At 33.0% G+C, this 26,497-nt stretch carries 27 protein-coding genes and 2 pseudogenes; 7 read left to right on the forward strand and 22 right to left on the reverse strand.

The annotated features are described in order from the left end of the window. The first annotated feature begins 6 nt into the window (after positions 1-6). Positions 7-222 (forward strand): helix-turn-helix domain-containing protein, encoded by a 216-nt coding sequence (locus AC0ONG_RS13490; RefSeq protein ID WP_000974622.1) that lies wholly within the window; start codon positions 7-9, stop codon positions 220-222. 40 nt (positions 223-262) lie between these two features. Here the strand turns inward: AC0ONG_RS13490 and AC0ONG_RS13495 are convergent, their stop codons facing one another. The 5 genes from AC0ONG_RS13495 to AC0ONG_RS13515 all read right to left on the reverse strand — a co-directional run bounded on the left by AC0ONG_RS13495 (position 263) and on the right by AC0ONG_RS13515 (position 2,970). Next, entirely contained in the window at positions 263-574 is a 312-nt protein-coding gene (locus AC0ONG_RS13495) for a hypothetical protein (RefSeq protein ID WP_000845550.1), read from the reverse strand. Positions 575-846: 272 nt separating this feature from the next. Further along, positions 847-1,425 carry an HAD-IA family hydrolase gene (locus tag AC0ONG_RS13500; RefSeq protein ID WP_063675481.1) on the reverse strand — a complete coding sequence of 193 codons (579 nt, stop codon included), beginning with the start codon at positions 1,423-1,425 and terminating at the stop codon, positions 847-849. A gap of 23 nt (positions 1,426-1,448) precedes the next feature. Further along, positions 1,449-2,030, reverse strand: a complete 582-nt coding sequence (locus AC0ONG_RS13505) for a kinase (RefSeq protein WP_000106089.1) — start codon at positions 2,028-2,030, stop codon at positions 1,449-1,451. Continuing rightward, positions 2,030-2,572 (reverse strand): GNAT family N-acetyltransferase, encoded by a 543-nt coding sequence (locus AC0ONG_RS13510; protein ID WP_000506642.1) that lies wholly within the window; start codon positions 2,570-2,572, stop codon positions 2,030-2,032. Before AC0ONG_RS13510 ends, AC0ONG_RS13505 begins: the two co-directional genes overlap by 1 nt. Positions 2,573-2,586: 14 nt before the next feature. Beyond that, positions 2,587-2,970: a VOC family protein gene (locus tag AC0ONG_RS13515; RefSeq protein ID WP_000364500.1), complete on the reverse strand. Its 384-nt coding sequence runs from the start codon at positions 2,968-2,970 to the stop codon at positions 2,587-2,589. Between the two features lie 281 nt (positions 2,971-3,251). Here AC0ONG_RS13515 and AC0ONG_RS13520 point away from each other — a divergent pair, with 281 nt between their 5' ends. Both AC0ONG_RS13520 and AC0ONG_RS13525 read left to right on the forward strand, forming a co-directional pair. After that, complete coding sequence (locus AC0ONG_RS13520; protein WP_000433605.1) at positions 3,252-3,497, forward strand: hypothetical protein; 246 nt, start codon at positions 3,252-3,254, stop codon at positions 3,495-3,497. A gap of 156 nt (positions 3,498-3,653) precedes the next feature. Next, positions 3,654-3,932, forward strand: a pseudogene (locus AC0ONG_RS13525) (hypothetical protein). A 109-nt stretch (positions 3,933-4,041) separates the two neighbouring features. Here AC0ONG_RS13525 and AC0ONG_RS13530 read toward each other — a convergent pair. Both AC0ONG_RS13530 and AC0ONG_RS13535 read right to left on the reverse strand, forming a co-directional pair. Then, entirely contained in the window at positions 4,042-4,569 is a 528-nt protein-coding gene (locus tag AC0ONG_RS13530; protein ID WP_000448309.1) for a DUF2812 domain-containing protein, read from the reverse strand. A gap of 7 nt (positions 4,570-4,576) precedes the next feature. Next, positions 4,577-4,894, reverse strand: a complete 318-nt coding sequence (locus AC0ONG_RS13535; RefSeq protein WP_000991890.1) for a PadR family transcriptional regulator — start codon at positions 4,892-4,894, stop codon at positions 4,577-4,579. Between the two features lie 206 nt (positions 4,895-5,100). On the opposite strand from AC0ONG_RS13535, the gene AC0ONG_RS13540 reads away from it, so the two are divergent. From AC0ONG_RS13540 to AC0ONG_RS13550, 3 genes are read left to right on the forward strand one after another with little or no spacing between them, the layout of a single operon-like run. Next, on the forward strand, positions 5,101-6,030 hold the full coding sequence (locus AC0ONG_RS13540; RefSeq protein WP_000581417.1) for an AAA family ATPase: 930 nt from the start codon (positions 5,101-5,103) through the stop codon (positions 6,028-6,030). Continuing rightward, positions 6,027-7,193 carry a DUF58 domain-containing protein gene (locus tag AC0ONG_RS13545; protein ID WP_001014386.1) on the forward strand — a complete coding sequence of 389 codons (1,167 nt, stop codon included), beginning with the start codon at positions 6,027-6,029 and terminating at the stop codon, positions 7,191-7,193. The genes AC0ONG_RS13540 and AC0ONG_RS13545 overlap by 4 nt, the downstream gene beginning before the upstream one ends. Further along, positions 7,165-8,274, forward strand: coding sequence for a DUF4018 domain-containing protein (locus AC0ONG_RS13550; protein ID WP_086398350.1), 1,110 nt, complete (start codon positions 7,165-7,167; stop codon positions 8,272-8,274). The genes AC0ONG_RS13545 and AC0ONG_RS13550 overlap by 29 nt, the downstream gene beginning before the upstream one ends. A gap of 188 nt (positions 8,275-8,462) precedes the next feature. On the opposite strand, the gene AC0ONG_RS13555 is transcribed toward AC0ONG_RS13550, so the two are convergent. From AC0ONG_RS13555 to AC0ONG_RS13565, 3 genes are all read right to left on the reverse strand, one after another. Further along, entirely contained in the window at positions 8,463-9,311 is an 849-nt protein-coding gene (locus tag AC0ONG_RS13555; protein WP_001093193.1) for a P-loop NTPase family protein, read from the reverse strand. A gap of 653 nt (positions 9,312-9,964) precedes the next feature. Next, complete coding sequence (locus tag AC0ONG_RS13560) at positions 9,965-11,422, reverse strand: MFS transporter (RefSeq protein ID WP_001186930.1); 1,458 nt, start codon at positions 11,420-11,422, stop codon at positions 9,965-9,967. A gap of 248 nt (positions 11,423-11,670) precedes the next feature. Beyond that, entirely contained in the window at positions 11,671-12,888 is a 1,218-nt protein-coding gene (locus AC0ONG_RS13565; RefSeq protein WP_001286468.1) for an aspartate aminotransferase family protein, read from the reverse strand. 301 nt (positions 12,889-13,189) lie between these two features. On the opposite strand from AC0ONG_RS13565, the gene AC0ONG_RS13570 reads away from it, so the two are divergent. Further along, positions 13,190-14,569 carry a catalase gene (locus tag AC0ONG_RS13570; protein ID WP_153599250.1) on the forward strand — a complete coding sequence of 460 codons (1,380 nt, stop codon included), beginning with the start codon at positions 13,190-13,192 and terminating at the stop codon, positions 14,567-14,569. A gap of 125 nt (positions 14,570-14,694) precedes the next feature. Here AC0ONG_RS13570 and AC0ONG_RS13575 read toward each other — a convergent pair whose 3' ends face one another. The 12 genes and pseudogenes from AC0ONG_RS13575 to AC0ONG_RS13630 all read right to left on the reverse strand — a co-directional run bounded on the left by AC0ONG_RS13575 (position 14,695) and on the right by AC0ONG_RS13630 (position 26,316). Further along, positions 14,695-15,216 (reverse strand): hypothetical protein, encoded by a 522-nt coding sequence (locus AC0ONG_RS13575; RefSeq protein ID WP_000723218.1) that lies wholly within the window; start codon positions 15,214-15,216, stop codon positions 14,695-14,697. A 113-nt stretch (positions 15,217-15,329) separates the two neighbouring features. Continuing rightward, a complete protein-coding gene (locus AC0ONG_RS13580) occupies positions 15,330-17,084 on the reverse strand; it encodes an adenine deaminase C-terminal domain-containing protein (RefSeq protein ID WP_000531324.1) in 1,755 nt (584 codons plus the stop codon). 343 nt (positions 17,085-17,427) lie between these two features. Next, entirely contained in the window at positions 17,428-18,594 is a 1,167-nt protein-coding gene (locus tag AC0ONG_RS13585) for a serine hydrolase domain-containing protein (RefSeq protein WP_000710633.1), read from the reverse strand. 258 nt (positions 18,595-18,852) lie between these two features. Beyond that, complete coding sequence (locus AC0ONG_RS13590) at positions 18,853-19,359, reverse strand: DUF3902 family protein (RefSeq protein WP_000843833.1); 507 nt, start codon at positions 19,357-19,359, stop codon at positions 18,853-18,855. 182 nt (positions 19,360-19,541) lie between these two features. Beyond that, positions 19,542-20,282: a hypothetical protein gene (locus AC0ONG_RS13595; protein WP_000247505.1), complete on the reverse strand. Its 741-nt coding sequence runs from the start codon at positions 20,280-20,282 to the stop codon at positions 19,542-19,544. A 15-nt stretch (positions 20,283-20,297) separates the two neighbouring features. Beyond that, the gene (locus AC0ONG_RS13600; RefSeq protein ID WP_001075774.1) at positions 20,298-21,407 is read right to left on the reverse strand and encodes a DUF58 domain-containing protein; all 1,110 of its coding nucleotides are present in this window, start codon (positions 21,405-21,407) and stop codon (positions 20,298-20,300) included. Continuing rightward, a complete protein-coding gene (locus tag AC0ONG_RS13605; protein WP_000105669.1) occupies positions 21,404-22,336 on the reverse strand; it encodes an AAA family ATPase in 933 nt (310 codons plus the stop codon). Before AC0ONG_RS13605 ends, AC0ONG_RS13600 begins: the two co-directional genes overlap by 4 nt. Before the next feature lie 210 nt (positions 22,337-22,546). Continuing rightward, complete coding sequence (locus AC0ONG_RS13610; RefSeq protein ID WP_000848818.1) at positions 22,547-23,152, reverse strand: immunity protein Imm33 domain-containing protein; 606 nt, start codon at positions 23,150-23,152, stop codon at positions 22,547-22,549. A 428-nt stretch (positions 23,153-23,580) separates the two neighbouring features. Continuing rightward, positions 23,581-24,078 carry an SMI1/KNR4 family protein gene (locus AC0ONG_RS13615; protein ID WP_000427921.1) on the reverse strand — a complete coding sequence of 166 codons (498 nt, stop codon included), beginning with the start codon at positions 24,076-24,078 and terminating at the stop codon, positions 23,581-23,583. Between the two features lie 5 nt (positions 24,079-24,083). Further along, a pseudogene (locus tag AC0ONG_RS13620) lies at positions 24,084-24,509 on the reverse strand (sugar-binding protein); the annotation flags it as partial. A gap of 420 nt (positions 24,510-24,929) precedes the next feature. Further along, entirely contained in the window at positions 24,930-25,646 is a 717-nt protein-coding gene (locus AC0ONG_RS13625; RefSeq protein WP_001204727.1) for a PoNe immunity protein domain-containing protein, read from the reverse strand. A gap of 10 nt (positions 25,647-25,656) precedes the next feature. Then, positions 25,657-26,316 (reverse strand): hypothetical protein, encoded by a 660-nt coding sequence (locus AC0ONG_RS13630; protein WP_000941894.1) that lies wholly within the window; start codon positions 26,314-26,316, stop codon positions 25,657-25,659. Positions 26,317-26,497: the final 181 nt, after the last annotated feature.

Below are 26,497 nucleotides of genomic sequence, written 5' to 3' on the forward strand. Positions count from 1 at the left end.
AATAATATGGCAATTATCATTAATATTGATGTAATGTTAGCGAAAAGAAAAATGAGTGTAACAGAGCTTTCGGAGAAGGTTGGAATTACAATGGCTAACCTTTCTATTTTGAAAAACGGAAAAGCAAAAGCAGTTCGGTTTTCAACTTTAGAAGCAATATGTAAAGCATTAGAATGCCAACCGGGTGATATTTTAGAATATCAACCTGAAGAAACCGAATAAAAAGAGTCCTTCATACGAGAAGGACTCTTTTTATTACACATTACGGCGCAAAACTAATTTGACCAGTAAACAATAGGATAATTGCTATGATCCAAAATATAAAAAATGATGAGGACAGTATTAATGAAAGAATAGCAATTCCCTTCTTCTCTGTTCTTTTCGTCATTGTGATTATTGAAAGCATGATACCTACACCTGTCAGGGCAATTGTAATATAATCTCCAACTATATTACCTGCATTCGCTATCCTTGTTGGCGTTATAAACACGAATAGAAAACACAAAATACCGATGAGTAAAGATATATAGCTTATTATACTGTACTTCTTTTTAGGAACTATTTCTGTTTTCATACTAACCCCACCCCTTCTATATAGCTATGAGTTCATATTAACACGAATAACCATAATTTGGTTAAAACATAAAAAAGATAAAGTGGACGCTATCACTTTATCCTTCAGTTTATTTCTATCTAACAATTAACCTGGCTACTTCTTTAATAAAGATGGACGGACATTCTTTAACTCCTAGCAATTTTTATATACAGAAAATAAAATGAAATAGTTCTAAAAAATAAAGACTGTACCTTTAAAATGAAATATACAGTCTTAAATACTAACTTATTTTATAAAGAAAACTCTCTATTTATCACTACCTTAAAAAACTCCGAGTAATGTGATAAAGAATAATCCTCTACATCACAATTACCTTGAAACATACATGTTGAAATACCTAATTCTTTTGCAGGTAATAAATCTAATTCTCTATCTCCAATAGCTAAATCAATATTGTATTTTTTATGCAGATGATTATAAGCCAAAGAGTTCGGCTTTCGAGGAAAGCCATCGTCAATTGTAACCATATCTACGAAGTATTTTTCCCAGCCGTAATATTTTAAAATGGCCATAACCCCTTTCCTATGTTTATGGGTCATAATCACATTTTTATTTGCAAATTTCAAAACCTCTTCGACACCCGCAAAAGGTTCCATATCTTTTGGAGTAAATTTCCCCTTCAAAACTTTAATTTTTTCTTCCTGCTCGCATGAAATATTATAATATTGAATTGCATGAGAGTATGATATTTTTAAGTTTTTGTATATTTCTTGTTTTTCTACTGAATCACCTAATATTTCAGAAAGCATCATTGTATATGCAGGATACGTATCAAATAACGTCCCATCAAAATCCCATAAAATATTCATTCTATTCACCTTCTATTTTCAAATCATTCAATGACTAAATCCGCCCTATCCTTCGGCAATTCCATTTCTAAGTAATAATCCTCTGCTTTCCAATACCTATTTTCAAACTTTGAAAGGTTTTTCTGCGTTTTTTCACTCTCACGTAGAAACCTTGTCTCTCTTGGACAGTCCAAATAGACCATATAATGAAAGAAATCTCTCCATTCTTTTCGCTGTAGAAAGACTCCTTCAATAACAATTACGCCTACAATAGGAATCTGTACTTTTTTCATTTCACATGAGTCTGTTTCCTCTTGATAAAAAGGCAAAGTCAGTTTTGTCTCATGTTGTAACTTCTGAAAAAACTTCTGCCTCAAGTATGGAATATCCCACTGTAAACAATAATACTCATACCATTCTTCATATCCTGTATGATAGCGTTTATTACGCTCCACTATGTGATCATCAATATGAAAAATATGAAACGGAATGCCTTCTTGTTTCATATTTTCTTTTAAATTTGCTACGAATGTTGTTTTTCCAGATCGACTTAAACCATCTATACCTAAAATGAATCTATTTTCCCTATGCTTCTTCATAATCTTTATAAGTTCGTTTGTGCTCATTACTTCTTCCACTCTTCTTTTAATAAAGAATATAAAATAGTATCATGAGCAACTCCATTTTGAATCATATGTTTTCGAAGTAATCCTTCTTCTTGAAACCCTGCTTTACTTAATAATTTTTGAGAAGCTTTATTTTCTACATATACAACAGCAGCAATTCTTATAAGTTGCAATGTTTCAAACCCGTAAGCTAAAATCGCCTGTAACGCTTCCGTTGCGTACCCTTGTCCCCAATATGTATCATCTAATTCATAACCAATTTCAGCTCGTCTATGATGATTGTTAATTAAATGAAATCCACACGTCCCAATTAATTGGCCCGTCCCTTTTTTCTCGATTCCCCAGCGAAATACACTTCCTTCTTCATAACGATTTTTAAACGTTTGAATCGTTGTTTTCGCTTGCTCAATATTTTGGAAAGAATCCATTCCGAAATAACGTATAACAGATTCTTTCGAAAAATAACGGAACATCGTTTCCGCATCTAATAGTGTAAGTTCTCTTAAGAATAAACGTTCTGTTTCTAGTTTCGGAAATCCCATCTCTCTTTCTCCCTCTATTCTAATGAACTACAAATTTCAATATAATTTCCATCTGGATCAGCAATGTAAGAAATTGTTTGTCCCCACGGTTTTACAATAGGTTCAACTAAAATCTTAATACCTTGTTCTCTAAATTGCTCAATCGTTTCTTGTACATTCTCAACAACGAATCCTAATTCGAAATGAGAAGACTGTAATTCACCTTCTGTAAGCGGTAGTCCTGTTAATTCTTTCACATCTTGCCGCGTATTCATCGCTAAAATGGTAGTTCCAGTATTAAATTCAATATATGTACCGTGCTCTGCTTTTATAGGTAACTGTAAAATATCTTTATAGAATTTTAAACATTCCTCAAACTTTTCTACATATAAAATGATGTACTTCATTTTCAAATCCATTTTACATCCCCCTTTATATCTACCCCTAAAATTTCGACAAAAGTCTCATAAAAACCTTGTTCTTTGTAGTAATGAGCAAAAAAAATGAGGCCGATTTCTCGGCCCCCCAGCTTATTGGCATAAAACAGGAGATTTGGTTTGGACATAACCAGTTCGTACTTTTATTATATTTTATTTTTTCTGAATTTTAAATACATTAAACACCTATTTATATTGAGAAAGTTTTTTGCTTGCATAAAATTAAAGAGTTTAAGAAATGATACAAATGGAGGTGTATACATATGGAACCAATGCTATGTCCAAGTTGTAAAACGAACCGTACTCGCTTTAATATTCTTGAGCAACAAGTAAAACCAGTCAAATTAAATCCACAAACTGGTCAAGTAGAAGAAGAATATACAAATGACACGATGAATGCTTTTCATATGGCCTATCAAGGACCTACTTATCGCGTCCAATGCGCTGTATGTGGGCTTGTTGAAAACCCAGAACAATTTATTAAACCTGCTCAAAATCAGTCTTTCTAATAAAAACATTATTATCCCTTATAGAAATAGATTTTTCTATAAGGGATTTTTCCGTTTAATAACTTAATTAAAAATGTGTTTCTTCCTTATTATATGTTAAACTTCGCACTCTTTTAGAAATGTTTACATAGGAGAGGTAAAACAAACAATAAAAAGATAACGCTTCCATCAATATTTCTACTATTAACTTGTCATATAGTCATCTTTTACTTTTGGATCTTCGATTGGGAGAAAATAACGACTCCTTACGATCTAACAATATGGATTGTTTCTACTATTTGTAGTCTTTTACTTTACTACCATTTTTAAAATCAAAAATCTAATAAATTAATATTAATTGCTAGTTCGTTATTGTTGATTATTTCTTCTTCATTTATGATTTTTTTAGGTGTTGTTACTGATATTATCTTTGTAACTGTTAGTTCTATGAATTAAAAAGTTGGTCTTTTATTATATAAAAAAGAATGAACAAAAAAAATATATATAGAAATTAGAGAAGTTGATTCCCATCAATATATATCTTCTCTAAGAATATCACTCTTTGTTAAAATATTTCCTTTTTTAACTTTTTAATCTTCCTAAATAAATTAATAAACGCATATAAATATATACAAACTAAAAACCCTACCATACCTTTATATAATCCTGATTCTGATACTCCAAGAAAACATAAGTAAAGCACTGGAATTAACATTACAAACATAATTGCAACGAACTGTATCAATTCAACAAGTTTTTGTATCTTCGTTTCTTTGTCTGAATAAATATCAGGTAACTCATTTTCCTCTTCTACTTCTTTACAAAAGTAATTCCACTTCGCAAAACTCGTTACATGTTTCCAACCACACATTTCATATATTTCGATATATTCTTTTTGTTTTTCTGTCGAATCTTTATACTCTAATCTAAAGTCTGCTTTATATACTACATCTTTCGGCTCAGTTTTCTTAAACCTATACATTACGTTATACTTTTGTAACGCCCAGCCTTGTTGATGCATTTTACGTAAATACGCTTCTTCTTTTTCTAAGCTCCATACTGCGAAAGGTTTGAATATCTTCTTTGTCTCCATCTTCCATTCACTCCCCTAATATACTGTTTCCATTCTTTACAGACCGCTGTAATCTGTTGTACTCCAGTTCCAGCACTTCTCTCCCAAACGGCGTTAACTCATAGCACTTCTTTCTATCTGTAGAGGCAACTTCAACAATTAACTTCTCTTTTAGTAACTTCGTCGTATTCCCGTATAAAGTACCAGGACCAAGCTTTACTTCCCCATTTGTCATCTCTTCTACCATTTGCATAATTCCATATCCGTGCATTGGTTTCACTAGTGATAACAGTATGTAATATGTCGCCTCAGTTAACGGAATATATTTTTGCGCCTTCGCATTCATTATAACTACCTCCGATGCATCGCCTTATGATATATCGACTTGCGATACATCACATATCGATATTGTATAATCATATTCCAAAATATGCAAGAGTAATTTAATAATTAAATATCCATTTCTTTGAATTAAAAAACCATACAAATTTTCTGAATAATTTGTTAAAATATAGAAATATTAGCTCTTTTATAATGAAAGGAATGGTACATATGATACATAAATTGAAAGAAAACATCGGATCTGTGTTTGTTGGGAAAGAAAATGTTATTGATCTACTGCTCGTTTCACTTCTTGCTGATGGACATGCACTACTCGAAGACGTGCCTGGTACTGGGAAAACGTTACTGGCGAAAACCATTTCCAAAAGTATTGGTGGTAGTTTTTCTCGCGTTCAATTCACCCCTGATGTACTTCCAAGTGATGTAACAGGTATTGAATACTTCAACCCAAAAACAAGCGAATTCGAATTAAGAATTGGACCGGTTATGACAAACATTTTGCTAGCAGATGAAATTAACCGTGCAATGCCGAGAACGCAGTCGAGTTTGTTAGAAGCGATGGAAGAACGACAAGTGACGCTCGAAAAAAAATCTACGCCTCTGCCGAAACCATTCTTTGTTATTGCGACGCAAAACCCAATCGAATCACAAGGGACTTTCCCTCTTCCAGATGCACAGCTTGATCGCTTTTTAATGACGATTTCAATTGGTTATCCAACTCCTAAAGATGAGTTACAAATGATGCGACGTTTTCGGAACGATTTACCATTAGAAAGTGTCACATCTGTCATCTCATTAGAAGATATTTTAGAAGCTCAAAAACGAGTAAAAGAAATATTTGTTTCGGAACCGTTAGAACATTACATTATTAAACTTGCTCATGCTACAAGAAATCATGATTATATCGCTAACGGTGTAAGCCCACGTGCCACATTAGCTTTAGTACGTGCTGTTCAAGCTTTAGCCTTTTTACATGGGAGAGAATATTGCACACCAGAAGATATACAATTGTTAGTTCCTTCTGTTTGGAATCACCGTATCGTCTTATCAATGGAAGGTGCATTACGTACGACAAAAAATGATATTATGCAAAGTATTTTAAAAGAAGTTGATGTACCCGTGGAGATTGAGCAAGCATGAATGGACAGCGCGTTGTAACTGTACCTTTATTTTTTCAACTTCATATTATTCAACTAACCGTTCCAATCGCGTTACTTTTCACATTCTTTTTCCCGCAACGAATGCTTATGTTTCTCTTTTTCTTCTATTATATATTTGCGATTTTTATTTATAAATATGTCGCTTTCATAGAGAAGAAGTTTCAAATCATAAATGAGAAACAAACTACACGGCTTTTTCCTGAGGAATCTGGACAGTTTTTTATTCATTTAAAAAATGGAGCCAGCATACCGCTCGTTAATGGTGTTTGTTACTTTCATTTAAATTCGTCCCTTATACCGCATAAAGAGCAAGGCATTGAACAAATATCAAAAACGTTATTCTCTTTCCCATTTTCACAACCTGCACATTCGGCACAAAAATGGGATTTAACATTAACCGCTACGAAGCGTGGGGTGTTTCAAATTGAACAGTTTGAATGTGTATTAAAAGATCCATTTCATCTATTAACTGTACATTTACCTGTTTTTGATAAATTAAGGACTGAAATTATTGTGTATCCTTCTCCTAAAGAAGTAGCAGGTTTGCAAGAACTTCAGCAACTTTTAATCGGATCCTATCAAACGAATTTTTCTTTTTACAATGACGAAACATCTATTATAGGTGTAAAACGCTATGAACGTGAATCATTCCGTTCTATTCATTGGAAGGCATCTGCTAAAATGCAGGAATTACAAGCGAAGCAATATGAACCTGTAAAAAATTATAGTTGGACGATTTGTCTTTCTTTAGCTGCCGATCGTGGATTTGGTTGGAAAGATAATGTTGAAGATTTAATTTCATTCGCAACATACATTTGCCAATATGCAACGAAGCATCAAATACCGTTTGAATTATTTATTAGTGTATTAGCAGAAGGTGGTGCATTACATTTATCGTTACATGAAGGGCAAACGCAATATGCAAAAGCTTTAGAAGAATTAGCCCGTATTTCAGATGATAGTACGTTACTTCCGAAACAAGGATTCCTTCATTATGTAACGAGAAAGAGAGAACGATCGTCTACAATGATATACATTGGTTTACAAAGAAATGAACTCCCTCTTCTCTCGCAGCCAACGTTTCTCATTACTAGTGAAGGGATGGTGGAATCGGTTGAAAACTTGGCTATATCACATTCATGATTTCATTCTGCTCCTCCTGCTTTCATTATTAACAGAAAGAGATGAACTAATTAGTATTGCAATATTTTTAACAACAGGCTATATTGGAGTATTTCTTATTCATAAATTTATGCAGAAAAAAACAACAGGATTTGTAATACTTTTAGTTCTTCAAATCGTTCTTTTCTCTTTATTTTTACCTTTTTCTCTTTTTGGCACAATCATATTACCACTATTTTTCTTTATCGTACATGTGGTCGGACCTGGATATCCAGTTCAAAAATCTTTAGGTGGTATTGTATGGTTTGTCGTTTCAGTTATATTTTATGCACCCTTTCCACCGTTGTGGAAACTATTAATGTTAGCCTTGCATCTTATGATTACATTTTGGTTAACCGGGGCAAATCGCAAACAACAACTATTACGTTTTGCTTCTATCATTACGATTGGCTTAATGAGTATATTAATTGTTCAAATATTTCCTTTCATTCGACTTATTTTTGGTTTTATAACGGAAGTAGTCGCATTAGGCATCGGCTATGCTTTAATGCCATTAATTAAAGCAGCGGAATTAAAAGATACTGAAGATGTTTGGGCAAATAAAGGACATCTCTTAAAACCCAAAATTGAAGACGGAAAAAAAATTCCTGATTTTGATCCAATACTCATAAATAGCGCTACAATAATAGTCTGTACAGCTATCGCTATTTACGTCGTTTGGAAAATAGTAAAAAAACGAAAACATTTAAGTTTACCAAATATGCACGTCTTCGAATCTACTATCATTACTGATAAAGAAGGAATGAGCCAAAATCGTTTTAAACGAAATAAACCGCCACATAACGAAATTCGGAAGGAAATTTTCAAGCTAGAGAGTAAGTTAACCCCTCCTTTAAATAGAAAACGGGGAGAAACTGTTGAGGCTTGGCTAGAAAGAATACATGATGAAGAAGATGTAAATATTCAAAGTGATATTATTATAGATGCTTATAATACGGTGCGTTATTCAAATGGTAAAAGCATTGTACTTCTGCATGAATTTAAGGAAGAGATTCATAAGCTTTATGCATATCAAAAACATTTGAAGAAAAGAAAGAAATAAGACAACAAAAGACTCCTATTTTTTCATTCATGTGCTCAGTTTAGGGAGAGAAAAATGCTAATAACCATTAGAAATAACACAATAATTTGTATGTATTTCGCATTATAAATAGCAAACTAAAACGCTCAGAAAATATTCTGAGCGTTTTCATTTCCTTCTTCAACTAAAGTACCAGTTAGTGCAAAAAGCTATTTCACCATTTGTATTGTTAACTTATCTTTTAACATTGAGCTATATGAGTCAATTTCATATTTTGTATTATTGATTTTTTCTTTTTTCATTTTTAACATATCGAATATTTCTAATTCTAAATTCCTTCTAGCTTCAAGAACTTTTATCGCTCCTTCTACACCTGAATGGTTATGTTCTTTCCCATAGCCTTGGTTAGTGTAATAGTCGACGATTCCTGTGGACCATTCTGGAGTTCTTTCTTTTAGTGCCTTCCTAAATGAAAATTCAAGATTATCTTGTTCTACATACAATAACATTGGATTTAAATTCTCTATAATTTTTGCAACTTTCATTACATAATTTATTATTTTTTCTTTTTGTTCACCATATTTAATCATCCCAATAGTTAATGAGTTTTGTATGAAACAACATTCAAAGATATAAACCTTATTGTCTTCTAGAGCACTTTCAGTAAAGTCATTCCATTTGTCAGCAATTAATTCAACATTTTTATCGAATGACAATTCATATATATCGTTTTTTGAAATATCGTTAAATAATTCGTCCGAAAACTGATCACCAAACTCATTTTTTATCTTTCTGTATGGTAATAAATAATTGCTTCCTTTTTTTAGAACTCTTTTAAGAAGCACTTCTTTAAAATCTCCACTGTTAGATAATAATCTATCAAATTCAAATTTATTAAAACAAGATACACCATCATAGTCGGCTGGATGGTTCAAATTTCCCTCTAAAAATAGTTCAACTTCAATTTTATTTTGGCTTAGAATTTCATTTATTAGCTTTGCAGTGGTTGATTTTCCAAATCCAGGTAAACCTTCTACTATTATTAGTTTTGTGTTCATAATTATAAATCCCTTTCTTCAAAGTATTTAACCAAGATAAAAAAATCACTTACTTCACTGCAATCACCCCTTCAAAATATGATATTCACCATTTCCTTTGAAAAATCCTGCTTAAAGTAACCTGACCGTTAGTTTAAGAACATTTTTTCACAATCTCTATAATTATTTTAACGTAATTTTCCATTTACCTTTTAAAAAATATAGTCCACCATTATTTGAGTGAACTATCTAAATTAAATTATATCTTTTAAATCAAACTGTTTTCCAGTAATACCCAATCGTTATACTGGTGTTTTTACTGTTTTCTTTTTCCCTTCGTTTGTGGTAAATGGTATACAAAAGTTATAATGGGTTCGAATTATCGTTAGAGCCATTTGTGCGTATTTTGGATTAAAATTAGAATGGATATAACTTTTACCATCTCCACGAGCTATCATTAAAGGTCTTTCTAGACAACCAATTTAGCAATGGTTTTAGTATATAAAATAGCAAGAGTACATAAAAGTGCTTAAACATTTTAATAACAATATAAAAAGGGATGCTAAATCATATGTGATTTACATCCCTTTTTTGTTTGTTATTTTATATTTTCTCTCCCGTAACTGAACCCGTTATTTATTCATAGGAGTCTTTTTATACTTCTACGTTGCTTTTTAAATGGAAGCATTCTTCCCTGCTTCAATTTCTAATGACTCTTCATGCCACCAAAGTGTTTCTTCAGGGTCTTCTTTAGCGATTAGGTGTGCTTCTTTTTTCGTTTCTACTGTAGGATATGAACCTTTTAGCGCACGCCCTGAAGTCGTAACAAATAGTACACTAAATACAACTAATCCAATAATACTTACACCTGCTAAATAAAATGCCGGTGCGAGCGGGTTACCAGTTGCATGAACTAAGTATGAACATACGAGCGGTGTTGTTCCACCGAATATCGATACAGAAATATTAAATGAGATCGAAAGTGCTCGATAACGTACATCGGTGAAAAAGAGTGATGGTAATAATGAAGGTAATGTTCCTTCATATACACTTAAGAAGAAACCTAGTACGAAAATACCTGCAAATATAGCTGCAATATGTCCGTTACCTATTAGTAAAAATGCTGGAATTGCAAATACAGTTAAACCAAGTAAACCAATTTGCACAACGCGTTTATTACCAATTTTATCACTTAACTTACCAAAATATAGTGCTAGTGGAATCATAAGTGCCATCGTAATAGAAATAATTAATAAGCCTGTTGTTTCTTCGACTTTAAGTACTTGAGTTAGATAAGAAGGAATATACGAAAGAATCATATAATTTGTAATATTAAAGAAGGCGACAATTACTGTGCTTAATAAGAAGTCTTTTTTGTGATATTTAATAATATCCATAAATGAAAATTGTTCATTGTCTTCAGATTCCTCTTGTGCTTTTTCCATCTCTTCAAAGATTGGAGATTCATCTAGATGACGGCGTAAGTATAAACCGACCAAACCAATTGGTGCAGCTACTAAGAACGGAATACGCCATCCCCAGCTGAGCATTTGCTCATCTGTTAACAATAACGTCAAAATGGTAACAATTACCGATGCAGCAATGTAACCTGAGAGTGTTCCAATTTCAAGACCACTACCGAGTATACCACGCTTTTTATCTGGAGAAGATTCTGCGATATAAACCATTGCACCTGAATATTCGCCGCCTGTAGAGAAGCCTTGAATCATTCGGGCAACTAAAAGTAGTATTGGTGCCCATACACCAATTTGTTCATAGGTTGGTAGTAATGCGATGAATAATGTAGAAAGTGCCATTAAAATAATAGTAGTACTTAACACGATTTTTCGGCCGTACTTATCTCCTATTCTACCAAAGAATACACCTCCGATTGGTCGAACGAGAAAGGCTGCTGCAAATGTACCGAATGTAAGTACAAGCTGCAATCCACTATTATCAACACCTGAGAAGAATAATTGACTTAAAATAACCGCTAAATACGCGTATAATCCGAAGTCAAACCACTCCATTGCGTTTCCTATACCAGTAGCAATTACTGCTTTCCTGGCTTGTTTAGGATTGACAATATTAACGTCTTGAGGTTCAAAATTTAAATCATTATTTTGTTGCATATAATAAAACAGCTCCTTATTTAATTTAACTTCTTTAAGCACACCTTCTCTTATTGAATAAAATTAATTCGAAGCACTTAAGGAAAATTAACGTCTCCTTATCTGTTATTATTGTTTCACATAATTAATTATTTGTCCAATGAGATGCTCTCTATGTTAAGTAATTTACTATTTTAAAAAGCTAAAGAAGCCGCTAAAATAGCGGCTTCTTTAGCTTTTTATATTTTTTTATATTTTTTTATATTTTTTTAAATACTTGCTGTAGCAGCTATGTTATGAACACAGGAAATAAACTCATAAGTGAATGCGTCAATTTCCTCTTTCGTAATAATATACGGCGGAAGTAATCGAATAATATTCCCTTGTGTTACATCGACCAACATCCCTTTATTCATTAACTCAATCTGTAATTTCTTCACATTTTCATTCGTGTCATTCACACTTATCCCAAACATCATCCCCGCATGACGCACTTCCTGAATATAATAAGAATTTTCTTTCTGAATGTCTTGCAGTTTGTCATTTAAATATAGTGACGTTTCATAAGCTTCTTGCATTAACCCATCATCAAGTAATGTATTTAATACAGTTAAACCTAATGCTGTTCCCATTGATGAGTGAGCAAACGTTGTCCCGTGATCTCCTGGTGAAAATACATCACATAACTTTTCACCTACAATAATTCCCCCTAGCGGTATCCCGCCTCCTGCTCCTTTACCGATTTGAATAATGTCCGGTGTAATATTAAAATTTTGATAAGCAAATAGTTTTCCCGTTCGACCCATTCCACTTTGAACTTCATCAACGACAAGAAGTACATTATATTTTTTACATAAATTTTGAACACCATGTAAATATTCACTTGATAAAGGATAAATCCCCCCGCTACCTAAAACAGGCTCTAGCATAATCGCAATTGGATTTTCTTTAATAATGGTTTCTTCTAATTGGTCTATATTCTCGCGCTCTACTTCATATACAGGAATAGATGTTTTAGGAAAATTTTGATATACCTTTTCTTGTCTCGTAAAATGTAGTGCCCCTAACGTCCTCCCGTGAAAACTATCTTTTAACACAACTACTCCATCACGCTCTTCATTCGCAATAGATCTATATTTATCAATTAATTTTAATGTCGTTTCTGTCGCTTCCGTACCAGAGTTTGTAAAAAAGACTTTTCCGCTTTTTAAAGTACAACCTACTAATTTCTTTGCATACTCAATTGCAACTGGGTTTAAAAAATGAAACGGTAAATGCAACGATTTCGCAACTTGCTCCATTGTCGTTTGTACAATTTTAGGATGATTATATCCTAATACATTTACTCCTACGCCAGAAAATAAATCTAAATACTCTTTACCATCTACATCATACAGTTTACACCCTTCTCCCCTTTCCATTGCAACCTCTGTACGACAATATGTAGACATCATATATTCTTTATCTAATTGAAACCAATCCGACATGCTAAATTCCTCCTAGTTATTTTCCCTTTTTTAACGTTCATTCTCTATATAATCGTTTATAAATTAAGTTTTAAGATTGAAATTTTAATAGTGGTTTTCTTCCACATTTTTAGTAAAACGTGTGCTTTCTCTTCCCGATATTCATTTTTCCATAATTTCTTCTATTTCAACAGGTCCACTACATATGTGTTTTTTTCATCTAGCGGTATGTTACTGCTTTGAACTGTGCGTGTCATACATAATTAAGGCTATAGAATCATATTTAGTAACAATGGACAAAAAAGATTTGGAGGCTATATCGATGGATGAAAACTATGATAAACAGGGGCAATCTATACTAGGGAAAGACTTTAATGAAAATGACGAACGTAATGAACAAGCTAAACTTCACTCTCAAACAGTTGGTTCACGTGGACCCGTACTAGAGCAAGATAGTGTACTGCATGAGTCATTACAAGAATTTATTCATGAAAAAATTTTAGAAAGACCTGTTCATGTAAAAGGATTTGGTGCGTTCGGTTATTTTCAAACGATATATTCGATGTCTGAACATACTAAATTAAGTTTTTTACAAAATTCTAATGAGAAAGTTCCTGTAATGGTGCGATTTTCGTTAGCTGTTAGTACGAAAGGAACACCGGATACTTCTAGAAATGTACGCGGTTTTTCCACAAAATTTTATACGAAAGAAGGCATTTTTGACCTTTTATGCAATCACATCCCTGTTTTTTCTGTTCGTGATCCGATGCGTTTCCCTGAAACGATTCAAGCATTATTGCCTTCACCTAAAAATAACTTAATAGACCCTAATAGATTTTGGAGTTTTGTCGCTAAAGCACCTGAATCTATTCATTTTGTTGTCCGTTTATACTCTAATAATGGTACGGCCAAAAGTCTTCGCCACATTCCAGGACATAGTGTTAATACATATGTATGGAGAAATGCGGAAGGTAATCGAAAGTATGTAAAGTATCATTGGTACCCATTTGAAGGTGTACAGTACATTACTAGTAAAGAAGCAATTAAACTAGCTGCTGAAAATCCTGATTATAGCGGGAAAGATTTATATGATGCTATTGAAAATGGTAAACCATTGGAGTATGGTTTATACGTCCAGCTCATGGATCCGAAAGATGAAGCTTACCTATCTTATGATCCTTTAGATGACACAAAAGTATGGGATGAACAGACGTATCCTCTCATACCAGTCGGGAAAATGGTATTAGATAAAAATCCTGAAAATTTTATGGAACAAGTAGAAAAAGTCGCATTTTCCCCTTCTAATTTACTGGATGGTGCAGAACTATCAGATGATAAAATGCTGCAAGGGCGCGCTAATATTTACAGTGATTCACAACGAAGAAGAATTGGTCCCGAATTTCGCAAATTAACGATTAACCAGCAGCAAGATTGGACACCGACTAAGCAAATAACGAGCGGTGACGGAAGATACGTTGAAGGTAAACTTGAAAGAACTTCTATAACAAAACAAAATGACTTTACGCAGGCTGGTGAATTTTATACGAAGTTACAGCCGATAGAAAAAGAACATCTCGCTGAAAACTTAGCTAGTGATTTGAAAGTTATATCCGATGATATTCGAAAGGTAGTTTTGGGGTATTTTCATAAAGTGTCAGCTGATTTGGTGAATAAAATTGAGAGAGCAATACAAAAGCTTTGAGAATAAAAAAAACGTCATTTTTAATCTATAAAATGACGTTTTTTTTATGGCGAAATTACTAGGAATTTCTACCGCCTCATTTACAAGTATTAACGAAATTTTTCTCCTTCAAAATTTCCGTTATTTCATTTGGGATTATGATACTCATATCTCTTTTTCAAATAATCTTTTTCACATTGCAACGGTTTGTATTCCACTATTTCCCCTTGCTTCTTTTGCGTTTCAGTAACAACCCATTCCCCTTTTTCAAGTTCAAGGTGTTTTATCACATTTGTATCGTCTATTTCTTTATAGAGTAAAAATGCTTCAAGCGGCTTTACAAACAATCTTGGCTCTCCTCTATATCCACCACTTTCAAAAACTTTAGTTAACGAATTATAATACGTATCATCAATCCGACCACCATACATTAAATGTGCAGCTTCTAAATCTCTTTTATTAACTTCCCAAAAGCCACCTTCATCAAAATCCAAATGAAATACGGATTTAATGTCCTTCATAATATTTTCCACATACTTTTCATCCCGAATTTTACTTTCTTCGAGACAATCTGAAGTTAACTTTGGTGCATCTGTTTGAGAATGTACAACGTGTTGTATCGATACACACAAAATAAATATGCTTAAGATGTACAATATTTTTTTCATAATTACATATCACCTCAAATGATTTAGATACTATATTATTTGAGGCTTACAATATTCTTATGCTAGAAATGAGAAAGGTCCTATAAAATAAATTTTTTATAGGACCTTTCCTTTTAATATTGCTTTATCAAATTCACGGGCGGGGCAACTACCTTACTACTTTTCACATCATATAATCCTATAGGTGTTACTCGTATAAAAGGCAAGTGCGTCGCAGAAAAGAATAAAATCGTAAATGCTGGATCGTTATAAGCATATCCTCGCGCTTGCAGTAAGTTCACCATCTTTTTCTCTTCTTGTATTAATTCACTCATCTTTACATCCGACATAATCCCGAGCAATGGTAATGCAATTTCGTGCAATACTTCATTCTTTTCAGCAATTACAATCCCTCCGCCAAGCTCTTTTACTCTATGAAAAGCTGTAAGCATATCTTCTTTACTCTTTCCAATAAGAATGATATCGCCTGTACCTGAATAAGAACTAGCAAGGCCACCTAATTCATTCGCAAAACCTTTCACAACTGTATTCACTCGCCAACTGCCATCACGGGCAATCATCATGAGGAAACATTCATCATGAACAATAGACAGTTCATTAAGGCCTAAGTCGATTTCGCTAACGTATGGTTTTGTTATAACGTTATTCAATAAGTGTATACCTGCTTTATTAGAAAAAACCATATCCTCTTTTTCTATGGTCCAGTCTAACAGTAGTGGAGTTACTTTGAAGTTACTCCATTCTATAAGTAACGATTCATTTTTGTTTACTCTATCACGCTTTACCCATTGTCCTTTTGCGATTACACTCGTTGGCACCGGATTTTCTTTACTTTCTAAAATATTGACATTGGCGATTCTACCTGTCGCAATTGAACCATGCACATGCTCCATATTATAATAGCGAGCAATATTATAACTTGCCATATGGTATGCATCTATTACTGGCACTCCTTGTTTTATCGCGGTAGAAATCATAACGTTTGTCATTCCATTTGCATAAAACGAAGGATGTGAGCCGTCTGTAGTAAGAATAAATCTATCAAACTGCTTTACGCCTAGTTCCAACAATTCTTTCAGTAAAACTTCTAAATCTGGACGGATTGAAGAATTTCTTAGGGAAACAGTGTAACCTTGCATAAGACGAGCGAAAGCTTCCTGCCCTGTCATCGCCTCATGATCACAATCTGTACCTAACAGTTTTAACTTCGCTAAAGTCGTTTCAGATGCACCTGGAAAATGTCCTTCTACTTTTTTATGTAATCGTTTCGTTTCCTGCACCCAATGTAACATTTCATCATCACCATGTAATAATTTGGGCCATGCTGTTAGCTCGCCGCCTTGAATCACCGCTTCATGCTGTAGCCACTCTACTATTTCTTCACTATTAAACAAAGATTCCCCGTTTTGTAATTCAGTCTGTCCATCAAAACGGCACCACCAATGCATACTTGCTGGAATCTTATTGAATTCATCTAATAAACGAAATGCTTCTTCACGCTTTAATGTGAAAAATAAAGTTAAATTATCATTAATAAAAGTTGTTGTCCCAAACTGCATCGCATGATTCGCTAGCGTCTCTGGGTTATACAACTGATATGGATGTGCATGGGGTTCTATGTAACCGGGTACGACATACTTTCCTTCACAATCAACAACTTCACACTCCGTTAATTGCTTTGGCAGCTGCTCCCCTACATATACAATTCGATCATTATATATCCAAATGTGCGCTGTCATCCACTCGCGTATATAGGAATTTAAATATGTTACATTCTTTAATAATATGTGTGGACTTCTTGTGCCATCTAGTACTTCAACATGTTCTCGTAATTGCTTATTACTCCATTTAAAATGATTTTGTCCCATTGTATTCAACTCCACTGTTATATTAGTTAATATTAGAAATAATTAACAAACTAAAGTATCATCTATTCATAACTCCCCTTTATCCCCCCTATTACTTTCATTATATGAAAAGATTATAAAAATAACAATTTTCAGAAATAAACACATTTCTTTTCTTCAAAATAAAAAGAATGCCATGTAACTGACATCCTTTTTATTTTTATCGTAAGCATTAAGATTGATTTTCACTTTGAAATACAATTGATGCCATATCATAAATGCAACTACTGTCCATAGTTGCGAACTTAAAAAAGCACCTCTTTTAAATATAACTATAACAAAATTCCATTCACTTTCTTTTCATCTATTTATTAAATTCAATTTGCATCATTTTATTAAACTGCGGAACAATATCGACCCCACCTATAGAGTTGAGACTGATAGCCAATGTATGTTTGCCTCCAATTACTCCCCCAGCAAAAGTTGTAAATCCAGGAATTCCTCCTCCATGCCCCCAAACTGAAACACCGTTTGGAAGTTTAGTCTCATAGATTCCAAGACCGTATGCGTCACCAACCCCTTTTCCTTCTATAGGAACTGTAGTAAGCATTTCTTTTAGCTCGCGTTCCTTCAGTAACTTACCACCGAGTAAAGATGAAAAGAACTTATTTAAATCATCCGCATTAGAAATCATATCTCCAGCTGCATTAGCTAAACTCGGATTATAATAAGTAATATCTTTCAACTCGCCTGTTCCTTCCATTTTTACATATCCACGAGCATGATTCTTTCCTGGGATGACGGGTGAATTTCCTGGTAAAAACGTATTTGATAGGTCCAAAGGTTCAATAATTCGCTTTTCGATTTCTTCCGCATAACTATTTCCAGTTATTTTTTCAATAAGCATTCCTAGTATTACGTATCCTGTGTTTGAATACAACCAGTCTTTACCCGGCGAGAAATCTGGAGGCAGCGAAAGGCCTATTTTCACTATTTCTTCTGCTGTATACGTTTTTTTCGAATTCATTATGTCCGCGTCTTTTGACTTTAAGTATTCAGCGATACCACTCGTATGATTCAAAAGTTGTCGTATCGTAATTTGATTACCATCATACCCATTTCCTTGCACGAGACCCGGTAGCCACTTTTCAATTGGATCATCAAGTTGTAGGCGCTTTTCTCCTACTAATTGAAGAATAGTCGTGGCAGTAAACGACTTCGTCACACTACCAATCCGAAAGCGATAATCCGAATTCACCGGTTTCTTTGTACTTAAGTCCGCCACGCCAGCAGTAAAACTACTAGTTTTTCCGTTATTAGACGCCTTAGCTAATATTCCTACAGCACCAAGCTGTACTGTTTCCTGCATTACTTGTTTCCAGCCATTACGATTCTTTTGATCATGTACTTGTGACGAACTAGAAATATTTTGAGTTGACTCTGCAGTCACAGTAAAACCAGGTGTGAATAGAGCAGTACCCGCTAATAAAACTGCAAAACTTGCTAACTTAATTGAATTACATTTTTTCATAAGGCTTTCTCTCCTCCATTAATATCGGATTGATTCAAGCTATACTTTCATCCTATATGATAAATCTCTCTTTTTTCTTATCCATTCCTTACGAAATGCTTACGTTTAAATTTAAATACGGTAAACTGAGGAAGAGTTATGCATGCAAATAAAAAGAGAACATGTTTTCATTTTTTATGTAAACATGTTCTCTTAAACATTTAAAATTCTATATCAACTTTTCATCCTATTCTTTACACAACTAATTTATATTCCTTTTTACCAGCCCGCACTAGCATTCATACCATTTCCAATAATAGAAAGTAATAGCGGCCATAATACTGGTCCTAGTGTAAGAAATACATTTAGAAGTATGAGCATTCTATATCCAACGGTGAAATTGTGATTTTTACGATTAACAAATACTAAACTGATTAATGATATTATAGTTGTTAAAAATAATACTAACATTAGCAACCAATACCACACCATTAAACTAAGACTCCATGGTGTTAATAGCTCATGTATGATACAAAATGAGATTCCTAATACAGAAAAACTAAAACTAGTCACCGCTGTTTTTATAAGCCATTTATTTATTTTTTTATCGTATGTATTTTTACAATATAAATCTATTAAAGTATATAAAGATAAATATGCCATTAATACACCTATCCAAGACAATAACCAGTCTCCGTCCCCTTTGAATAATACGTACAGTAACCAACACATACCTACTGCTGAAAAAACAAAGGAAATAAGTATGCTTTTTAATACCGATTTCATTACATTTTCACACCCTTAAAAAATTAAAAATTAATTATAATTTATAAAAATTAAGTATAGGTTAACATGTAATGAAGTATAAGTAAATAAAGTTAATTTTGTTTACCTATTCGAATACGGTTTCATATAAGAAAATAATTCATGTTAATCAAATTTCCATATAAAAAAGAAAAGGTGAATATTTATGTATCCACCTTCCCATCTCCCTCTACCCACTTCATTATTTCTTCCACATCTAAATCCGTATACGTCTTTTCACCATAACGAACAGACTCATATAACGAGATAATATCCCTTGTTCTACAAATTCTTTTTAACCATTGTTGCATCGTTTCATAGGATCTTCTCTGTTCATGAAATGGTAATGTTCTTTCCCATTCAACTAACGTTTTTCTTATCTTATCTGTCGGTAACGGCTGTTCTAACTGATGAATGACTTTTTCATTCTTTATGCTTCTTACCGCAGTGTGCTTTGTAATCAATTCTTTCTCCTGTACTATTTCTGTTTTCGTCAATTTTTTCCTAATATACTTGTAGATGGCATATATAATTGATATTGCAATTATCACATAAAAAGCTATAGTAATCCATATATTTGAAAGAACAGAAAGCACGTCACTCCATAGACTTTCTCTTTCGAAAGGTTGAAATTTTTTACCCGTTTTCGTTCTTATACCTGTATCTTCTACTTCTTCATATTCATCTTCATCTATTTTGGAATCATCGAAATTTTCACCTATACTAGTAAAATCATAATTTCTTTCCGATATTGTCTTAGTCTTACTGAAAAAACGCTCTTTTACTATGTCTTGTACATACACAACACCTTGTGATAACGTTATCGCACTAATCGCAAAGAAAAGTATGATTAAAGTTCTTACACTCCATAACTTCACTTTCATATGCCGCTTCTTATTCACCATGACATAAGCCCCTTCTTATTCTTTCATTACAATCCATTTATTCGTTCTACTGTATTTCTTTGGTGAAGTACCAATAATTAAAGGAACCGCATCCAGTTCCTTTCGACGAAAGCCTGCTGTGTAAAAGTAAGAAGAAGATATAGGCGTATCTTGGTCTGATATCGAGGCAAGTACCTTTAATACATTTTGCAAATGTTTCCGATTATCCCCATTTTTTATATGTAGCAAACCGTTATCTTTTACACTATTGATCCATACTTCAAACGAACAGTTTTGCATAAGAAGTTGTTTGCATATACCTGCTGTTAATTCAATTAGTTCCTCTATATCATTTCGCAAAGAAACACCACTTTTATTTTGCAAGTTGAGATAAATCGCGTATTTATCACATTGTGTTCGCTCATACTTTTTCGCAGTTATCGTCCCTGTTTTCGCTGTTGCACTCCAGTGGATGGAACGAAAATCTTCATTTTCATAAGACTTTACTCCCATTACTTTCGTTTCATCATATAAGGGTGAAGACATCGCTTTTCGAAATCCTCGTGACCATTCTTGTAATTCAGGAACTTGTATTTTCGGAACAGCTGGTAAGACTAAATAAGAGGGCGTATCAACTTGTTTATATGTTATATGGTTCGTTATAAATCCAAAGAGATCAGTAATAACAATTTCAACTTCTTCCCATTTCGCGATGCCTCTTTTTAACGCTACAGCTTGCAAATCAAATGAAACTGACTCCCTTCCTTTTAAATTAAAATTCATATAATAATTTGAACCTGTACTATGATTTTTGTTTATTTCATCATGATTCCAAGTTAGCTTATTTTCACATTTAAATCGAAATACGATATTAAGAATAGGAAATATCGACTTGTTTGAAATTTTCATTTTGCACATATTCGTTTCACCTATAAAAACGTTCGAATTCCCTTGAATGTATTCCCATTCAACACGAGATACTTTACGTATATATACATGCATAGCACCTATTAAAATTACATATAAAAATACGAGAGATAAAAACAGTAGATTACTTGAAAATACACTTAAAATAACGGCTACAACTGACATAACCCCCATTACGAAAGGCTCCGCTAAAGGTGTATACGCAAGCTGTTGATTCATCGTACATTCTCCACTGGCACACTAATCGTATGAAGAATTTCTTTCATAATTTGTTCTTTCGTCGTTTTCATCTCTCCCTCAATCGTTAACGTTAAACGATGAGCACAAACTGATGCAGCGAGCGTCTTAATATCATCTGGCGTACAGTAATCTCTTTCATTTAATATTGCCCGTGCTTGAATTGCTCTCATAAATGCCAACGTTCCCCGAGGGCTTACACCAATTTCAATTAACTCATGGTTACGAGTTGCTTCAATAATTTCAAGGAGATAATCTTGCACATCATTCCCTACTAACACTTCTCTTGCACGCTTTTGCATCGTAATAATTTCTTCACTTGAAATAATAGAATGTAACGTTTCTAATGGATCATTCATTTGAAACCGATTCATCATTTCCTTTTCAGCTTCTCTCGTAGGATAACCTTGGCGTATTGTGAGTAAAAACCGGTCTAACTGAGCATCTGGTAACGGAAATGTGCCCGCTGATTCGAGTGGATTTTGCGTTGCTATAACTAAAAAAGGTTCTGGTAATGAATGTGTCTGTTTCGCAATTGTAACAGTACGCTCTTCCATAACCTCAAGTAACGAAGATTGTGTTCTCGGTACAGCTCGATTAATTTCATCCACTAATACGATATTTGCAAAAATCGGTCCTAACCTTGTTTTAAAATCCGATTCCTTTACATGAAAATATTCAAGACCAATAACATCTCCAGGCAAAGTATCCGCTGTAAATTGTATTCTTTGAAATTTAGCGTCCACACTTTTAGCCAAACTTTTCGCTAATGTTGTTTTTCCTGTCCCAGGTACATCTTCTAATAAAATATGTCCCCTTGCTATTAGAGCAATGGCTGCTAGTTCTATCGATTCGTCTTTTCCTATAATAACCTTCGAAATATTATTAGTAATTTTCTTTAATGTACTCATATAGTAATCTACCACCTTTTAATTATCTAAAAATTAAGAATATATTTTTTCCAAATTATAACATGTAATTCGAAGATGAAATAGAGTGAAAATAAATCTTTTATTTTTTCTTCATTGCACGCAAAAAAGCACCTATTGTCGTATATTGACAATGAGGTGCTTAACTCACGTAATTTTCATATTGTGTATTTAACACCTTATATACATTCACTATCTTTCTATTTCACTCCAAATATCAATATCACTTTCATTTAAAATCGATTTAATTTCGTCTTTCTCAAAAACTACTAAATAATTATAAGGTAAAGCTAGTACTTGAATAATTGCAGGTTTCATTTTTAATAATTCGTAGGCGTATATGGTCTCTAATTCTCCTGATACTTCTTCATTGATAGGACCTATATACCAACCCGAATCATCTTCATCACAACCACTAGATCTTTGTAAATAAAACTCTTCTTGTTGCAACACGTCTTTCGCTATCACAATCTTATCATTAAATTTTATTAATTCCCCCTCCATATTTAATCGGCGTAAGCAATGTGATTGCTCAAGTTGTACCCATAATGCAATCGTTAAGTCTTCCGTCTTATCTTTAAAAGGATTTTTAGTATAATCCCGGGTAATAATTTGATAATACTCTTCATACTTATATAAACTATAAACAGACCATCCAATTTGTATTGAAAATCCATCTATTAATTTATCTTCTACTTTAGATAATAAATTAAATAGTGTTTCTGCATGAAAAATTAAAGGTTCTTCTACTTTAGCTTTTATATTTTTATTACCTATATTTTTGATTATTGTTTTCAAATAAATGTTCTCCACTTCTATTGAATTTGCTCACTCAATCTACATTCCTCAACTTGCCTTATATAGACTTTCGCTATAAACACCAATAATATTTCTAATATTAAAACTCTTCTCCCCACACTACTGTATTTCCTATTTCTAACTCGACATAATATTCTCGACCTTCAATTGGATTTTCTCCATTCCAACTACCTTTTCTATGTCGTGCCAACTACTACGTTAAAACTTACGAATTTGTACGAGTTCATTAGTTTAATATACATTCCATCTGTTTATATTCATCCCCCAGTAAAATATCATCTTGCCTAAGCTCGTACCTCTTTTTCTTTTCTATCATTGCACATAGTACTCCATAATGGTTCAACCATCATAGAATACGTATTTTCAAACACCCTGTCACTTTCCTATCTCACTTAAAGATTCTCTTTTCACTCTTGATCATCATAAGCATCACCCAGTGATTCAAATTCACTCTTTAGCCAATAACAATATTGTCCATTATTCTTAATAAGTTTTTCAAGTAAGTCAGTGAATGAAGTGGCAATAATTTGCGACTCCCCAACTATTCCATGTCGATCAAAGAAACTATCATAACATCTACCTAATCTCTCTTCACTAAGATTTATTGTTAAATATTCACCCTTACCATCATTGCATATAATATACCAATTTGATGAAATATCTTCTTCACATAACTCTCCTACAATTACGGGATTAGCCAAAATAAACTCCTCTGGGGTAACAATATGAATAGGATATTCCTCATTTTCAAATAAAGTTAGACCACCACAAAGACTATAAAATTCTTTTAAATCACCTGGTAGCATATGCTTATTCTTATCAACTATCGGTAATTTTGTAGGCTCCTGAACTCGACAATTAGGTAATGATTTTACTTTTTTAATCAACTGATTAATATTTTCCATCTAAATTACTCCCTAAAATTATATTGATTAAAGGCCCTATAATACTCTTGTCTAGCTAAACGTGGTACATTCGCAGCATCAAACATTTTTTCCGTCAATTCATGTATTTCTTTTGGTGAAACAGATTTCCAATCTACTTTACCTCCAACCTTTTTCCCTGTTTTTTCAAAGAGCCATTGTCTATAAACAGCTTTAGTAGCATTGTGTTGCTCTTTAGTTAAAGCTATATTTGGAGTATTCGCCCCTCTACTAACATAATCAGGGACATTATGTTCAGCCCATACATCCATAACGCCATGATGATTTTCTAATGGTGAATTGCTTGGTCTATACGGTACTACATCGTATGGTTCTGTAGTCTTACCCTTACCGCCATCTTTAGACTTCGCAAACTTATAATAAGCTTCTATTAATTCGCCTTGAGGTATATTTTGGTTACAATAGTTCCACCAACACTAGAGAATGCATAAGAAGCATCTCTCTTAAATGATTGTAACATTTCAAGGGTAGGCTTCAATTCTTTTGCTAGTGTTACTGCATTAGCAAATGTACTTACTCCACTTGATGCTTTTGCTCCTTTTGTGATATGGCCTATTGAAGATTTAGCTAAACTCTTAAATCAATTTATATATATAAAAATATATTCTGATAACAACATGTTGATGAATTTACTAACAGTCAATTAGATATTATGGATATTTAGATAAAAAAACAGTGATAATTCCTAATTAGTTCTGCATCAATCTTACTTCTAGCTCACTAGATCCCTTACCAACATTACCCTTATAGCTACTTTAACACAAACTAAAAAATCCACAGTGTAAAAAGTTGAACACTGTGGATTATTACATTTATTTTCCTTGATAATGCACCATATCATAAGGGTAGTATAAAGTATTTTTTAAACTTGAATCATCTAATTTTAAAATCTTTACGATTGCTCCGCTTTCGTAACTCCAATAACCATTGTAGATATCATTTTTATTTTCATGTGAATCATACCAGCCTGTATCACTATGCCCCTTATACCATTTTCCCTCTAAATATTCTTTCAATTCCTTTACTGATTCTTCTTTATTCTTTGCATTGACCACACGATAAATTGATTTATATGGGTCTGCAAAGATAAATTCTGTGGTATTCCCTTCCCAATTTTCATCTTTATAACTAAATAAAAAATCAATCAAATAATCATTCAATTTCTCTTTTTCTACCAACTTTTCTAATTCAATTATATAATCTTTTGAAACATCTAGCATTATCCCAATAGAAAGAACCCACAATAAATCTATATATCTATATTTGCCACTCCATCCCTTTTTCATCGCCTCAATTATTTCGGGGTAAAAATCTCTTAGTACTTCCATAGGTCTTCCCATTGAATATAAACAATTAAATTTATCAATACAAATTGATTCAATATATCCATAAGCTCTTTTAATACTACCTAAATCATTTGGTCTTTCATTTTTTACTTTCATTGCTAATTCTTTATACTTTTCTATTCTATTATTCTGTCTATTTAAATAATCCTCGAAATAATCTTCATTTTTTAAAATATCTCTCATTTCATTCTCCTTACTCAATTATTTTCTTCCCAGAAGAATCCAAAATGCTTTTAACCACATTACCATCCTTATCAACATTAATTAGTATATTTTGTACATTTTCAGGATTCAAAAGCATTTCTTCTCGAATTTTATCTGCCATTTCTTCTCCAACAGTTGATTCCAAACGTCTAGAACCATCTATCCATGTTTCGCTCATTTGCTTTCCATCTTTTGTATTTGAAAGTTGCGCAGTATTATACTTAGCCTCCGCTATTACATACTTAGGCGGCGGAGATGAATTTTCATATATACCATCTATTCCCTTAACAATTTTTTGATCTAATGTTAATACACGATCATCACTAATTCTAGTATATGTTTGACTTTCAAAAAAGTCATCCATCTTCATTTCACCATAATTTCCTTTACGCTTCGTTGTTTTTAAAGCTACTTCGCCACTTTCTACTGATTCTATTACCGTACGTTGTTGTGCTCTAGCTGCTTCTAATGTTTGGGCTACTTTTCTAGATTCCTTAGCTATTTCACCAGTTTTACCCTTACTACCATCTTTAGATTTCGCAAACTTATAATAAGCTTCTATTAATTCACCTTGAGGTATTTTGGTTACAACAGTTCCACCAACACTAGAGAATGCATAGGAAGCCTCTTTCTTAAATGATTGTAACATTTCAAGCGTAGGCTGCAATTCTTTTGCTAGTTTTTCTGCATTAGCAATTGTACTTATTCCACTTGATGTCTTTGCGATATGACCGATTTTATTTAGCGCCTTTAACTTATTTACTTCTCCTACATAATATATATACTCTGAAATACTCTACTTAATTTACAGAACCATTCGTAAACACAAA

This window comes from Bacillus sp. TCT6 (genome assembly GCF_056033845.1).